Here is a 14103-nt window from a genome sequence, read left to right as displayed (position 1 = left end):
TTATTATTATTTAAGGTGATTTCAATGGAAAAATCTATAACATATTTTGAAAAAGAAGGAGAAGATTATACTGATGAATTAATTTCTCTTGTTAAACAAAGATTAGATGAATCTGATGAGATTAGATATATTCTTATTGCTTCAGCATCCGGTGCATCAGCTTTAAAATTAGCAGATGCTATTGAAGGAGATGCACAAATAATCAATGTAAGCCATCATGCAGGATTCAGCGGACCGAATGAACTTGACATAACTGATGAAATGATTGATGAACTTGAAGAAAAAGGTGTTGATACTTTTATTGGATCCCATGCATTTAGTGGAGTTGGTCGCGGAATCACTAATAAATTAGGGGGTATAAATCCTCCGGATATTATAGCTGATACTCTTCGTATGTTTTCACATGGTGTAAAAGTAGCTTGTGAAATTTCCATTATGGCTGCAGATGCGGGATTAATTCCTGTTGATGAAGAAATCATAGCTGTTGGTGGACGTGCACATGGTGTTGACACTGCACTTGTTTTAACTCCGGCTAACATGACTAATGTTTTTGATTTAAATATTCATGAAATTATAGCTATGCCTCGTCAATAGCTTCTTTTTTTTATTTTTTTTTAATGGTGATGGTTTATTGGTTAAATGGAATATAGAAAATAGGTAATTATTATTTTTTATAATAGATTATTAATTGGATGTGATTCGATAGATTCAGTATCAAGTTCTGCAGCAGCTTCTGCAATAAACATATCAGTTTGAGCAATAGCTGGGAAACAGATTGTTGCATTATCAATAGGTCCAAATAAAACAAAGTCTCCTCCAACCATTACTTGAAGAATATTTGCACCAATATCACAAACAGTAAATGCAGTTTTATTTCCGCTTTCGTTTTTGTAATCTCTTAACCAGTCCCAAGCAGATGGGATGTTGTGAATACCTGATCCGACTGGATATCCCCATTTGGATTTTTCTGCAAAAGTAGCACTACCTGCAATACCTGCACCTTGTCCTAATGGAGTTACAGCAGTATCCATCATAAATTTAGTAATACCGCAGTCTTCAGCTACTTCAAGTAAACCTTTTTCGTAAGATCCGTCATCTCCGTCTTCCCACATAGCTATTTTTCCTTGGACAGTACTGTTCATTGGGTTGAATCCTAAGATAATGGATGAGTCAATATCAGTTTCTTTAAGTGCTTCTAATTCAGATTTTTCTGCAGACATATTAATGGAATTGTAAATAGCTCTTTCAGTTAAACCAACTTCATCAGCATATCTTGCACCAGCTACTCTAGCATCTCCGGAAGTGGAGTCTATAAGAAATGGAAGTTCATAGTTGTCTCCAACAAATTCAAGATATTTTACAATAGCTTCTTCAGTTTGTCCGAAAACTTGAGCAATACAAGGGTTTCCAGTTACATCAGACATTTCAATCATGTCAGTGAGAAGTTTGTCTGCTCTGTCTTTATCGAAATCTCCTGTTAATTCATCGTTAACTATGTTGTGTCCGCCGTAGAAAATAGTACCACATAAAACTGTTGGATATTCTCCTGGTTGTCCACCCATTTTTACTCCACCAAAATCAAATACGGTTTGTTCTTTATCAAATTTAAACATTTAAATTACCTTTGTTGTTTTTGTAATCTCGAAGATACATGAATTATCAAATATTATTTAATAAAACTACATTTTTCTTTAATAAAATTATAATAAAATTTTGAACATCATTATAAATTTATAAAAATATCTTAATTTTATTAAATAATATTCATTAAATATTCTTTTTAATTAGCTTATTTTCAATATTTCTTTGAGATTATTTAATAGTATAATGTTTAGACATATATAAAACTATTGTATTTTATTCAATAATTATTTTTATTTTTTAATTAACTGTTTATTTTTATTTAATTTTTTTATTTAATTTTATTTTTAAATAATTTTATTTTTTTTCAATTTTTTAACTTAAAATAGATTTGTTTTGTCTTTTTTCAAAAATAGAAGGTATGATGTCACTATTTTCAATAAGTTAATATTTAATCATGATTAATAATAAAAAATCCAATAATTTCTTTCAATGTTTTATTTTAATTTATATTTTTTGTTATTTTACTTAATTATACATTTGTAATTAAATATTTCTTGTATTAGATGGTTATAATTAAGATATTCAAATTTAATAGTATTTGGATTGTTTTAATTTTTTGAACTTTTATTTTTTATACTTAAATTCCTTTTATTCTTTTTTGTAAATTTATTTTGATTTTAATCTTGTATTTCGGTTATATTTAAAATATTTAGATAATTATACTTCATTTCATAGCTAAATTATATGCCAAATGGATTTATTTTAGTTTTTTCTAATTAAAATTTAAAAAGTAGTGGCATTTAAATATTAGTTGTTACAAAAATAGTTAACATATTTAAAGAGTATGTGGGGTTAACTCGTGAAATTTATAGATGATGCAATCAAAGAATCCGAAGAAAGAATGGAAGAGAAAGCACCTAAAAAAATTTCCTCAGATATTGACAATGATTTAATAAAATTATTTAAACAAAATAAAACTAATATTTTTGTTGTTGGTGCTGGGGGAGCAGGTAATAATACTATTTCTAGATTAAATGAAATAGGTATTGAAGGAGCAACAACAATTACTGTAAACACTGATGCTCAAGATTTATTTTATAGCCAGTCTAGTAAAAAAATCCTCTTGGGAAAACAAACATGTGGTGGATTAGGTGCTGGTGGAGATCCTTCTGTTGGTGAAGAATGTGCTGAAGAAACAGAAGATGAACTTAGAGATGAACTTGAAGGTGCAGATATGGTATTTGTAACCTGCGGACTTGGTGGAGGAACCGGTACTGGTTCAGCACCAATCATTGCTAAATTAGCTAAAAAAGCAGGTGCATTAACTGTTGCTGTAGCTACTATGCCTTTCTCAGCTGAAGGTATTAGAAGAAGGGAAAATGCAGAAAACGGTTTGGAAAAACTTAAATCAGCAGCAGATACTGTAATTATTATTCCAAATGACAAATTATTGGAAGTAGCACCAAACCTTCCTTTAAACAAAGCATTCATGGTTTCTGATGAAATTTTAGGTAGAGCAGTTAAAGGTATTACTGAACTGATTACTAAAAGCGGTCTTGTAAGTCTGGACTTTGCTGATATTAAAAGTATTATGGGCAGTTCCGGTATGGCTATGATTGGTATGGGTGAATCTGATTCTGGCGACAGAGCATTAGAATCTGTCCATGAAGCATTAAGCAGCCCATTATTAGACATTGACATTTCCAATGCTACTGGTGCTTTAATTAACATTGCAGGTAGTTCTGACATGACTTTACATGAATCAGAAAAAATCGTACAGGTTGTTGCTGATAAATTAGATCCTGAAGCTAACATTATTTGGGGAGCTCAAATTGATGAAAGCTTGGAGAATACTATTAGAACAACTATTGTTGTTTCAGGAATTTCTGAATCTAAAGACAGCAGCTCTGTAAATGATGATGATTTTGAAGATTCTCAGGAAACTACTTCTAATGAAGATCAATTAGATGATTTCATTGATGGAATATTCTAATTCCATTTTTCTTTTTTTATTGGCTCTGTCAAGGACTTTGGTGATTTGAATTTTTAATTTTTAATTTCAAAAAATTTTTTAAATGCTTTTTTGGGTTTTATTTTTTAAAATAAGATAGTAAATTTAATATATTAAGTGGAGCTAATATATTAATATGAATAAAGACAATATAAAAGCTCCATGTTCTATATTGGAGGATAAATAACTTAAACTTTTCGATTTTTTTGAAGAATTTTCTGAATATGAATCTTATGGGGAGAAATTAAGCAATGGATGTTTAAATTCGGATGATAATTTAATTAGGCTTACTAAACATGGTAATTTTTATTTTAAATATAAATATGCATTTTGTCCTGATTGTTATTCCTCAAATGTTGTTAAAAATGGGAATTATGTTCGTAAATTGTATTTTTTAAATGTTGGAGAACAAAAATGTATTATTCAGAAATATAAATGTAAAAAATGTGGTAAAATTTTTTATACTGATATTAAATCTATTGTTGATGAAAATTGCAATATTACAAAGCCTGTAATAGAATATATCAATGAAATATACTCTGTTTCTGGAAATAGTATTTATAAAATTCAGTATATGCTCAAAAGATTCTTCAATGTAGATATTTCACATCAAAGTATTGAATCTTGCATAATATCTGATGAAAATGATGATATAAGTGTGAATGAATCTTATTCTGGATATTATTTGTTTGATAGTCTTTGGACTAAAATTAACGGTGTTTGGAACTATTTTTTAGTCTTATTTGATGTTAAATTGAATTCTGTTGTTTCTATGGATCTGGTGGAATCAGAGGATATTGGAACTATATATAAGTTTTTAGATGATTCCCTACGTAATCAGCCTAAGATTTGTATTGTATCTGATTTAAAAGATGAGTATCATCCAGCAATTGAAAAAGTTGGGGTTAGACATCAATTCTGTATGTTTCACACAAAACAAAAGATAAACAGGAACATTAGAGAGGATAAAAAAAGAAATAATTATTCTGATGAAGAATTGGAATACTTAAATTATTGTAAACAATTAGTTTTTGATGTTTTAGATGCTAATGATTTAGAATCTGCTAAAAAAGGTAGAGATTATCTTATTAGTATACAAAACAATTTGCCGAAAGTTATTTTTAATTTATTGTGGTTTTTCATCATTCCTTACTTTAAAACAATAACATTTCATCTTGAAAATAGTAATGTTCCAACTACAAGTAATAAAATTGAAAATTTCTTTCAAAAAGTTTTCCCTAAGCATATTAAAAAAACATTAAGAACTTTTGAAGGAGCTAGGACAAGATTTTCTCTCAAAACCAAATACTGGGTGCAGAGAAACTTCCGAGGCATTCATCACCAAAGTTATTGACAGTGCCTTTTTATTTCATAGAAAACTTTATTAATAAATAAAATTAAAAATTATTTCATTACTATTATTTTATTATAATTCACTACTATGGGATTAAATTCTGTAGTTTTTTATTAAAGGGTATTTAATATGAATGTTCAAGAACGTTTTGATAAAACTATTAAAGATTGTAAAAGAGTATTAAAAGTATCAAGAAAACCAGACAAAGAAGAATATTTGGAATTTTCAAAAATTGTAGCAATTGGAATTGCTATTATTGGTGCTGTTGGTTTTGTAATTGTATTAATCGGTGAATTAATAGGATTATAATTATTCATTTTTGCATAATTTAATCTCAAGAAATTATAATAAAATTTAATTTGTAATATTAATTTTATTTCAAAATTTAATTTTTTGAAAACTTTAAATACTATTATCAATATAGATATAGATATTATAAGAATCTAATTATTTCATGATTCGTTTCTTGTTTAATTATGTTTTTATAATAACTTTTAACTTAACTATATGATTTTATTAACTTAAAAATAGGTGATTTTTTCATGGAAGATGCTAATAGTTCCATATATGCTCTTAAAACCTCTGCAGGTCAGGAAAGAAATGTTGCTAGACTTTTAGCTCATAAAGCTATCAGTGTTGAAGGCATAGGTATTTCTGCAATTCTTGTCCCAGAATCTTTAAAAGGATATATATTAGTAGAATCTTCAACAAAAATAGATTTAAGGAATCCTGATCTTAAAGTACCTCATTTAAGAGGTGTTGTCGAAGGTAAACACGGAATTACTTTTGAAGAAGCTAAAAGATTCTTGAAACCTGAACCTATCATTTCCTCTATTCAAAAAGGAAGTGTTGTTGAACTTATTTCTGGTCCGTTTAAAGGAGAAAGAGCAAAAGTGGTTCGTATTGATGAATCACGTGAAGAAGTAGTTCTAGAGTTAATAGAAGCAGCAGTACCGATTCCGGTTACTGTAAAAGCTGATCAAATTAGAATTATTCAAAAGGAGGCTGACTGATGGCTAAAGATACAGTTGAAATTCTTATCGAAGGCGGAAGCGCAACTCCTGGACCTCCATTAGGTCCAGCATTAGGACCTTTCGGTATTAACATGATGCAAGTAGTTGAAGAAATTAATAATAAAAGTGCAGACTTTGCAGGAATGAAAGTGCCTGTTAAAGTTAGCATTGATAGAGATACTAAAGAATTTGAAATTGAAATTGGTACTCCTCCAACTACTTCTCTCATTATGGAAGAACTCGGCATTGAAAAAGCTTCTCATGAACCAGGTGCAGATATTGTAGCTGATTTACCTATTGACAAAGCTTTAAAAATAGCTAGAATGAAATTTGATTCATTATTAGCTAATGATTACAAAGCAGGTGTCAAAGAGGTAATGGGAACCTGTGTAAGTATGGGACTTTCTGTTGATGGTAAAGACCCAAGAGAAGCACAAAAAGATGTTGATGCTGGAAAATACGATGATGTTTTAGTTGAATAAACATTGTCTATTCAAATTTAAAATTTAAACTTATAAAACAGTGTATATGATGTTATAATTGCGATTATAATTGATATACTGTTTAATTCATGCAATCGAAGAAGAATTTTTTCTTTAATCGATTACTCATGAAACCAAATTTAAAAAAATAATCCAATGAACACTTATTTGTTCATGGGGGATAATATGACACAAGAAGTATTAGAAGCGGTGAAGGAGGCAAAAGAACAATCAAAGCCGAGAAACTTCACACAGTCTGTGGATATGATTGTTAATATTCGCGACTTAGATGTCAAAAAACCAGAAAATAGGTTTAATGAGGAAGTTACTCTTCCTAACGGCCGTGGCAAAGAAGTTAAAATCGGAGTCATAGCTGATGGGGAACTTATTGTTCAAGCTAAAGATGCTGGTGTCGCTCTTGTGATTAATAAAGCGGATTTAGAAGAGTTAGGAAAAGACAGAAAAGCAGCTAAAAAAGCAGCAAACTCTGTTGATTTCTTTATAGCTCAAGCTGATATGATGCCACTTGTTGGTAGATTTTTAGGTCCAATTCTTGGTCCTCGTAATAAAATGCCAAAACCAGTGCCAGCTAGTATCAAATTAGATCCTCTTTTAGAAAGATTACAAAGCACAGTTAAAGTTGGTATCAAACAACAACCTGCTATTCAGATTATTGTTGGAAGCCAAGATATGTCAGATGAAGATTTAGCTGAAAATATTGAAACTGTTCTTACAGTCTTAGACCGCCATTTAGATAAAGGAAGAAATCAAATTAAATCCATGTTTATTAAAACAACTATGGGTCCAATAGTGAGGGTGATCTAATGGCTCATGTTGCTGAATGGAAAAAAGAAGAAGTTAATGAGCTCAAATCTTTAATTGATAAATATGATGTTATCGGAATTGTTGATTTATTAAACATTCCAGCAAAACAGCTCCAAGAAATGAGGAAATCTCTTCATAACAAAGCTGTCATCAGAATGTCAAAAAAGAATCTTATTGATTTAGCTCTCGAAGATTGTAATGCTAGTAAAAACAACATTGTTGATTTATCAGAGCATATGGAAGGTCAAGTTGCAGTTATCGCAACTGAAATGAATCCTTTCAAATTGTATAAAATATTAGAAGACAGTAAAACTTCAGCTCCTGCTAAACCGGGCGCTATTGCTACTGATGATATTGTTATACCTGAAGGAGACACAGGTTTTGAACCAGGTCCATTCCTCGGTGAATTACAACAAGTTGGAATTCCAGCTAAAATTGATAAAGGTAAAATTGTTGTTTCTAAAGAAACAGTTCTTGTAGAAGCAGGTGAAGAAGTATCTGCTGCTGTTGCAAGTACTTTATCAAGAATGGATATTAATCCTATGGAAGTTGGGATTGATTTAAGAGCAGTATACGAAGAAGAAGCAATTTATACTTCTGAAGTACTCGCAATCGACGAAGAACAAACTTTAGCAGATGTTCAAAATGCATTTAAAAGTGCATTCAACTTGTCTGTTAATGCAGCTATTCCTACAGAGGAAACTATTTCCACAATCATTACTCTTGCTTACACCAGAGCAATCAATGTTGGTGTTGATGCAGCAATAATGACTTCTGAAACCTCAGAGCCAATAATTGGTCTCGCACAAGCTAAAATGTTAGCTTTAGCATCTGAAGTATCAGGTACTGAAGGTGCTTTAGATGATGAATTAGCTGAAAAACTTTCTAATGTAGCAGTTGCAGCAGCTCCTGCTGTTGAAGAAACTGTTGAGGAAGAAGAGGAAGAAGAAGAGGAAGAAGATGCAGAAGAAGAAGCAGCAGCTGGGTTAGGGGCTCTCTTCGGTTAAAATAATTAATTAAAATTTTTTATTATTATAAACCTTACAAATTAGATTATAAAACTAATGGTGATAACATGGAATATATATATGCGGCAATGATTTTGCACAGTGCAGATAAAGATATTAACGAAGAAAATGTTAAAAGTATTATAGAAGCAGCAGGAATTGACGCTGACGATGCTAGAATTAAAGCATTAATCGCAGCTTTAGAAGATGTTGACATTGATGAAGCAATGGAAACTACTGCTATGGCAGCAGCTCCTGCAGCAGCAGCTCCAGCAGCAGCTGAAGCAGCTGTAGAAGAAGAGGAAGAGGAAGAGGAAGAGGAAGAAGAAGCTGAAGAAGCAGCAGCAGCTGGTTTAGGAGCTTTATTCGGATAGATTTTTTCTATCTTTTTCTTTTCTTTTTTATTAACTACTATTTTTATTAATTAAAACTTATTTTCAACTTAACACTTATTTTAAGCACTTATTAATGTAATTACTTTTTCTAAAAATATATTTATTATATTAAAAACAAATAGTAAATTATAATAAATAGATTTTAAATTGATTGAAATGCTTGAAATATTCGATAAACTTGGTTATAAAAAACAAAAATGTAAAACTTGTGGACATGAATTTTACGCACAAGTTGACAGGGATACCTGTGGGGATGCTCCATGTGATGAATATGAATTTATTGGAAATCCTGCAACTGATAAACCTTATACTTTATATGAAATTCAACAAGTTTTCAGAGAATTTTTAGAAAAAGAGGGACATACTCCTATTAAGAGATATCCTATTTTAGCTAAAAGATGGAGAGATGATGTATTTTTAGTTGGAGCTTCTATATTCTGTTTCCAGCCATGGGTTACTTCCGGTATGGTTAAACCTCCAGCAAATCCTTTAGAAATTGAACAGCCTTCTGTTCGTTTAAATGATGTTGATAATGTCGGAAGAACCGGCAGACACATGACCTGTTTTACAATGGGATCCCATACTGTAATAAATACTGAAGAAAATTTTATTTACTGGGAAGATGAAACAATAAGACTTTGTCATGAGTTCTTCAAATATATCGGAATCAGCACTGAGGAAATCTGCTTTATCAAATCATGGTGGAGCGGAGGAGGTAATGAAGGACCTTGTTATGAAGTTTGTGTCCGTGGTGTAGAATTAGCTACTTTGGTTTTCATCCAATATAAAACTTTAGACAATGGTGAAAAAGAAGAAATTCCAATTAAAGTTGTAGATACCGGTTACGGTTTGGAAAGAATCGCCTGGATTTCTCAGGGAACTCCTACTGCTTATGATGCATGTTTCGCTCCGGTAGTTGATAAATTAAAAGAGTTGACTGATGTTAAAGTCAATACTGAGATTTTGGCCCGCAATGCTCAGATAGCTGGTATGATGGATATTGAGGATATTGGAGATATTAAAGAGCTTCGTCAACAGGTAGCTAATAGTTTGGGCATTACTTTAGATGAACTTTTAGAATCTGCCGAACCTATGGAAGCAATTTATATTATTGCAGACCATACCCGCTGTCTTGCTTTCATGCTGGCTGACGGTATTATTCCTTCAAATGTAAAAGAAGGTTATTTGGCCCGTTTAGTTTTAAGAAGAACTGTCCGTTTCATGAAAGAATTAAACATGAAAGAGTCTTTGGCAGAGGTTATGGGAATTCAGCTTGAATTTTTAACTAAATTTTATCCTGAAATTAAAGATTCTGAAAATCATATCATGAACATTATTTCTCTTGAAGAGGAAAGATATAAATCTACTATTAAAAAAGGAACCAGTATTGTTAAAAGATCCATTAAAAGACTTAAAAAAGAAGGTAAAACTGAAATGCCTTTGGACATGTTAATGGATTTATATGATGCTCATGGAATTCCTCCGGAAACAGTTGTTGAAATAGCTGGAGATAATTTCACTGTAAATGTTCCTGATAATTTCTTTACTCTTGTAGCAGGAGCACATGAAAAAGACACCTCCAATAAAAAGGAATCTTTTGAAATTGATTATCCTGAAACTGATTTACTGTTCTACAAAGATTTTAATCAGAAAGAATTTGAAGCAGAAGTTTTAGGAGTAGTTGAAAAAGACGGTAAAAACACACTGGTATTTGATAAAACAGTATTTTATCCTGAAGGTGGAGGTCAGCCTTCTGATACAGGTACAATTTCTGTTGACGGTAATGTAATCAATATCAATTATGCTGAAAAAGTCAACGATGTGGTATTGCATCATGTAGATGGTGACATTGATTTAGATAAATTTGTCGGTAAAAAAGTTGAAGGTAAAATTGACTGGAACAGAAGAATAACTTTAGCCCGCCATCACTCAGCAACTCACCTGATTGTAGCAGCTGCCCGTAAAATCTTGGGAGAACATATCTGGCAGGCTGGTGCTCAAAAAGGAGTATCCAGATCACGTATAGATTTATCTCATTATAAACGTATTTCTCAAGAGGAACTTAATGAAATTGAGAAATTAGCTAATGAATATGTAATGGACAACATTGAGTTGGATATTAAATTTTATACAAGAGATGAAGCAGAATCGTTATATGGATTTAAACTTTATCAGGGCGGTATTGTACCGGGCAAGTCAATTCGTGTTGTTAAAATACCAGGTATTGATGTTCAGGCCTGTGCAGGAACTCATGTTTTAAGAACTGGAGATATAGGTCCAATTAAAATCAATAAAACCGAAAGGGTTCAGGACGGTGTTGAAAGGATTGATTTCTCAGCAGGTACAGCTGCAGTTGATTCCATTCAAAATGAAAATAAACTGCTTCGTGAAAGTTCAAGAATCTTTAAGGTTGATAATGATCAGCTTCCAAAAACATGTGACAGATTCTTTTTGGAATGGAAAGCACAGAAAAATGAAATTGACAAGTTAAAGTCTGAAATAGCCAGTTTAAAAATGAATTCATTAGCTGATGATGTTAGTGAAATCAAAGGTCTTAAAGTTGTTAAACAGTTAATTGATGCTGATTTTAAAGAGCTTCAAAAAATTGCAACTGACTTTACAGACAATGACAAGGCTGATGTTGTTTTAATGGGTAACAATGACGGTAAAATCGTTGGTGCAGCTTCCCAGAGGGCTATTGATGCAGGCATTAAAGTAAATGAAATAATTAAAAAAGCTGCAAATGTTCTTGGTGGCGGCGGTGGCGGCCGTCTAACTCTTGCTCAGGGAGCAGGACCTCAATGTGAAAATATGAATGAAGCATTAGATACTGCTATTGACCTTATTTAATTAAATAGGGTCTTTAACAATAATGCTTATAAATGTTAAAATTAAAGATTTATATGAGCTGTTATATTTTTAGCAGCGGCGATATAAATCTGAATTTTTTTAAAATAATTTGATATGTATGTTTGATGTTCATTTAGTACTGTTGTTTATAGGATTTTTACTTTTAGTCTGTGTATTGTTAAGTAAATTCACAGCTAAAATCGGTGTTCCGGCATTATTGATTTTTTTAATTGTAGGTTTAATTTTAGACACTAATCAATTTATATCCTCATCAATAGCGGATTATAACCTGATTCAATCGATAAGTATATTTGCCCTGATTATTATTATGTTTTCGGGAGGTCTGGATACTGAACTTGCCAACATTAAACGGGTAACCTGGGAAGGAATCTCCTTATCTACCATAGGGGTTTTTATTACTGCAATGGTTGTAGGAATACTTGTTCATCTGTTATTCGGTTTGGGATGGCTGGATTCATTTTTAATAGGTTCAATTATATCTTCTACAGATGCAGCGGCAGTGTTTTCAATTTTCAAAACACAAAAGTTACATATTAAAGATAATTTGGACCATATGCTTGAGCTGGAAAGTGCTACAAACGATCCGATGGCGTATATACTTGTAACATCAGTAATTTATTTGATAATGCATCCTGAAACTTCCATACTGCTTTTGGTATTTAATTTCTTTAAATCATTAGCTTTAGGATTAGTAATGGGTGCAATTTTAGGTAAAGGATTTTCAAAATTACTTGCAAGAATTAAATTAAGTGTTGAAGGATTGTATCCTGTATTGCTGTTGTCAGCAGCTATTCTTTCTTTTGCAGCTACTGAAGTTGTTGGGGGAAACGGATTCCTGTCAGTATATCTTGCAGCAGTAATAATTGGTAACTGCAAAATCAAATATAAATATACGCAATTATCATTTTTCGAAGGTATTGCATGGATTATGCAAATTGTAATGTTTGTATTGCTTGGTGCATTTTCATCAATAAAGGAACTTATACCTGTTCTGATTCCGGCAATATGGATTGCAATGATACTGACATTTGTGGCAAGACCAATTGCAGTATTAATATCTTTAGCTCCATTTGATATAGACAGACCTTCAAAGGCATTTGTTTCATGGGCAGGAATTAAAGGGGCAGTGCCTATTGTATTTGCATTTTATCCGTTGGTACATGGTATTTATAATGCACAGCTGATATTTGATATTGTAATGGTTGTTACTTGTATTTCAGTACTGGTACAGGGATCCACTCTTAAATTTATGGCTGGACACCTTAAAGTATTAAAAGAGGAATAATATGAATTATGATGTAGTTATAGCACGTTATGGTGAAATTGGTTTAAAGAGTTCAAAAGTAAGGGCACGTTTTGAGCGTAAATTAGTTAAAAATATTAAAGCAGCTATTGACTGTGAAGTTGACAGAAACCAGGGAAGAATATATATCTTTCCAAAAAACTATGACGAGTGTTTAGAAAATTTAAATAAGGTATTTGGTGTTGTATCTTACTCTCCGGCTGTTTCAACATATGGGAACTATGAAGATATTGAAAAAACATTAGGTGAATATGTGGACGGTCTTCTTCGTGAAGGATTTATAGGTGAAGATACCAGATTTGCCATAAAATGCAGAAGGGTTGGAACCCATGATTTCACATCTCAGGAAATGGCTGCATTTTGCGGTTCTGTAGTTGTTAAAAAAGTGGGATGTCCTGTTGATTTAACAAATCCTGAACTTAAAATATATGTTGAAGTAAGGGATGATGAAGCTTTTATTTACCATGAAAAAATTGAAGGTCCAGGAGGCCTTCCACTGGGAACACAGGGAAAGGTAGTTGTTTTGGTTTCCAGCGGTATTGATTCTCCGGTGGCTGCTTATCTTATGATGAAAAGAGGCTGTGAGGTTATAGCACTTCACTGTGACAATGCTCCATTTACAGGTCCTAAAGTTCATGAAAACTTTGATAAAATAATTGATCAGCTTCAAAGCTATGCAAAAGGAGTTCCCATTACAAAAAAAGTTGTTAAATATGGTGAGTATTTGCAGCAGGCTAAGGATTGCGCTCCTGAGAAAATGACCTGTGTTTTATGCAAATCAGGAATGTATCAGATAGCTGAGAAATTAGCTCATAAATACGGTGCACTTGCTATTGTAGACGGAAGCAGTGTAGGCCAGGTTGCTTCACAGACACTGTCTAATATATTAGCTACCCGTCATGGTGTTGGCATGCCTATTTTAAGTCCGTTAATAGGTCTGGATAAATTGGAGATTACCAGAATAGCTGAAGATATCGGAACTTTTGAAATTTCTAAATTGGATGATGGGGGATGTCATGCAGTTCCAAGATATCCTGAAACAAAAGCAGATGTTGACAGGGTTGAAGAGGCTTGCAGGGCAATGAATCAAAAAGAAGCTATTGAAAAAGCCTTTAATTCTATTGTTTAATCTTTTTTCTTCTTTTTTTTAAATTCTGATGTAACTTATTTTTTACTTTTCAAAAATATTTGATAAATCTTAAATATGTCCTTATAATATAAATATAAATCATATTCAAAATTTGTTTAGTTTTGATAA

General features: G+C 31.8%; 13 protein-coding genes. 12 read left to right on the top strand and 1 reads right to left on the bottom strand.

Translation table 11 applies throughout. From position 1 onward, the window contains the following. Positions 1-24 precede the first annotated feature (24 nt). Positions 25-594, top strand: a complete 570-nt coding sequence (locus tag K4897_RS03715; RefSeq protein ID WP_019266459.1) for a pyruvate kinase alpha/beta domain-containing protein — start codon at positions 25-27, stop codon at positions 592-594. A gap of 77 nt (positions 595-671) precedes the next feature. Here K4897_RS03715 and mtrH read toward each other — a convergent pair whose 3' ends face one another. Further along, on the bottom strand, positions 672-1613 hold the full coding sequence (mtrH, locus tag K4897_RS03710) for a tetrahydromethanopterin S-methyltransferase subunit H (protein WP_019264525.1): 942 nt from the start codon (positions 1611-1613) through the stop codon (positions 672-674). 830 nt (positions 1614-2443) lie between these two features. On the opposite strand from mtrH, the gene ftsZ reads away from it, so the two are divergent. From ftsZ to thiI, 11 genes are all read left to right on the top strand, one after another. Next, on the top strand, positions 2444-3577 hold the full coding sequence (ftsZ, locus tag K4897_RS03705; RefSeq protein WP_019264524.1) for a cell division protein FtsZ: 1134 nt from the start codon (positions 2444-2446) through the stop codon (positions 3575-3577). A 403-nt stretch (positions 3578-3980) separates the two neighbouring features. After that, entirely contained in the window at positions 3981-4949 is a 969-nt protein-coding gene (locus K4897_RS03700) for a hypothetical protein (RefSeq protein WP_019266187.1), read from the top strand. Between the two features lie 129 nt (positions 4950-5078). Continuing rightward, positions 5079-5258 carry a protein translocase SEC61 complex subunit gamma gene (locus K4897_RS03695; protein WP_019266457.1) on the top strand — a complete coding sequence of 60 codons (180 nt, stop codon included), beginning with the start codon at positions 5079-5081 and terminating at the stop codon, positions 5256-5258. A 233-nt stretch (positions 5259-5491) separates the two neighbouring features. After that, entirely contained in the window at positions 5492-5962 is a 471-nt protein-coding gene (locus tag K4897_RS03690) for a transcription elongation factor Spt5 (RefSeq protein WP_004032377.1), read from the top strand. Beyond that, the gene (locus K4897_RS03685; RefSeq protein WP_004032376.1) at positions 5962-6444 is read left to right on the top strand and encodes a 50S ribosomal protein L11; all 483 of its coding nucleotides are present in this window, start codon (positions 5962-5964) and stop codon (positions 6442-6444) included. The genes K4897_RS03690 and K4897_RS03685 overlap by 1 nt, the downstream gene beginning before the upstream one ends. A 156-nt stretch (positions 6445-6600) precedes the next feature. Continuing rightward, complete coding sequence (locus K4897_RS03680) at positions 6601-7269, top strand: 50S ribosomal protein L1 (protein ID WP_011954010.1); 669 nt, start codon at positions 6601-6603, stop codon at positions 7267-7269. Further along, positions 7269-8276 (top strand): 50S ribosomal protein L10, encoded by a 1008-nt coding sequence (locus tag K4897_RS03675; protein WP_019264522.1) that lies wholly within the window; start codon positions 7269-7271, stop codon positions 8274-8276. Before K4897_RS03680 ends, K4897_RS03675 begins: the two co-directional genes overlap by 1 nt. Before the next feature lie 68 nt (positions 8277-8344). Then, positions 8345-8650, top strand: a complete 306-nt coding sequence (rpl12p, locus tag K4897_RS03670) for a 50S ribosomal protein P1 (RefSeq protein ID WP_019264521.1) — start codon at positions 8345-8347, stop codon at positions 8648-8650. 177 nt (positions 8651-8827) lie between these two features. Continuing rightward, on the top strand, positions 8828-11521 hold the full coding sequence (gene alaS / locus K4897_RS03665) for an alanine--tRNA ligase (protein WP_250416757.1): 2694 nt from the start codon (positions 8828-8830) through the stop codon (positions 11519-11521). A 118-nt stretch (positions 11522-11639) separates the two neighbouring features. Continuing rightward, complete coding sequence (locus K4897_RS03660; RefSeq protein WP_019264519.1) at positions 11640-12827, top strand: potassium/proton antiporter; 1188 nt, start codon at positions 11640-11642, stop codon at positions 12825-12827. Between the two features lies 1 nt (position 12828). Then, the gene (thiI, locus tag K4897_RS03655; protein ID WP_250416755.1) at positions 12829-13974 is read left to right on the top strand and encodes a tRNA uracil 4-sulfurtransferase ThiI; all 1146 of its coding nucleotides are present in this window, start codon (positions 12829-12831) and stop codon (positions 13972-13974) included. Positions 13975-14103: the final 129 nt, after the last annotated feature.

Source organism: Methanobrevibacter sp. TLL-48-HuF1 (assembly GCF_023617305.1).
GTDB classification, from domain to species: Archaea; Methanobacteriota; Methanobacteria; order Methanobacteriales; family Methanobacteriaceae; genus Methanocatella; species Methanocatella intestini.
The sequence above is the reverse complement of the archived record's forward strand: the minus strand, read 5'-3'. Positions and strand labels throughout refer to the sequence as shown.

What these genes read in the sequence shown, in the direction of transcription:
- K4897_RS03715 (WP_019266459.1), top strand. Translation starts at nt 25, where the DNA reads ATGGAAAAATCTATAACATATTTTGAAAAAGAAGGAGAAGATTATACT.
- mtrH (WP_019264525.1), bottom strand. Translation starts at nt 1,613, where the DNA reads ATGTTTAAATTTGATAAAGAACAAACCGTATTTGATTTTGGTGGAGTA.
- K4897_RS03695 (WP_019266457.1), top strand. Translation starts at nt 5,079, where the DNA reads ATGAATGTTCAAGAACGTTTTGATAAAACTATTAAAGATTGTAAAAGA.
- K4897_RS03690 (WP_004032377.1), top strand. Translation starts at nt 5,492, where the DNA reads ATGGAAGATGCTAATAGTTCCATATATGCTCTTAAAACCTCTGCAGGT.
- K4897_RS03685 (WP_004032376.1), top strand. Translation starts at nt 5,962, where the DNA reads ATGGCTAAAGATACAGTTGAAATTCTTATCGAAGGCGGAAGCGCAACT.
- K4897_RS03680 (WP_011954010.1), top strand. Translation starts at nt 6,601, where the DNA reads ATGAACACTTATTTGTTCATGGGGGATAATATGACACAAGAAGTATTA.
- K4897_RS03675 (WP_019264522.1), top strand. Translation starts at nt 7,269, where the DNA reads ATGGCTCATGTTGCTGAATGGAAAAAAGAAGAAGTTAATGAGCTCAAA.
- rpl12p (WP_019264521.1), top strand. Translation starts at nt 8,345, where the DNA reads ATGGAATATATATATGCGGCAATGATTTTGCACAGTGCAGATAAAGAT.
- alaS (WP_250416757.1), top strand. Translation starts at nt 8,828, where the DNA reads ATGCTTGAAATATTCGATAAACTTGGTTATAAAAAACAAAAATGTAAA.
- K4897_RS03660 (WP_019264519.1), top strand. Translation starts at nt 11,640, where the DNA reads ATGTTTGATGTTCATTTAGTACTGTTGTTTATAGGATTTTTACTTTTA.
- thiI (WP_250416755.1), top strand. Translation starts at nt 12,829, where the DNA reads ATGAATTATGATGTAGTTATAGCACGTTATGGTGAAATTGGTTTAAAG.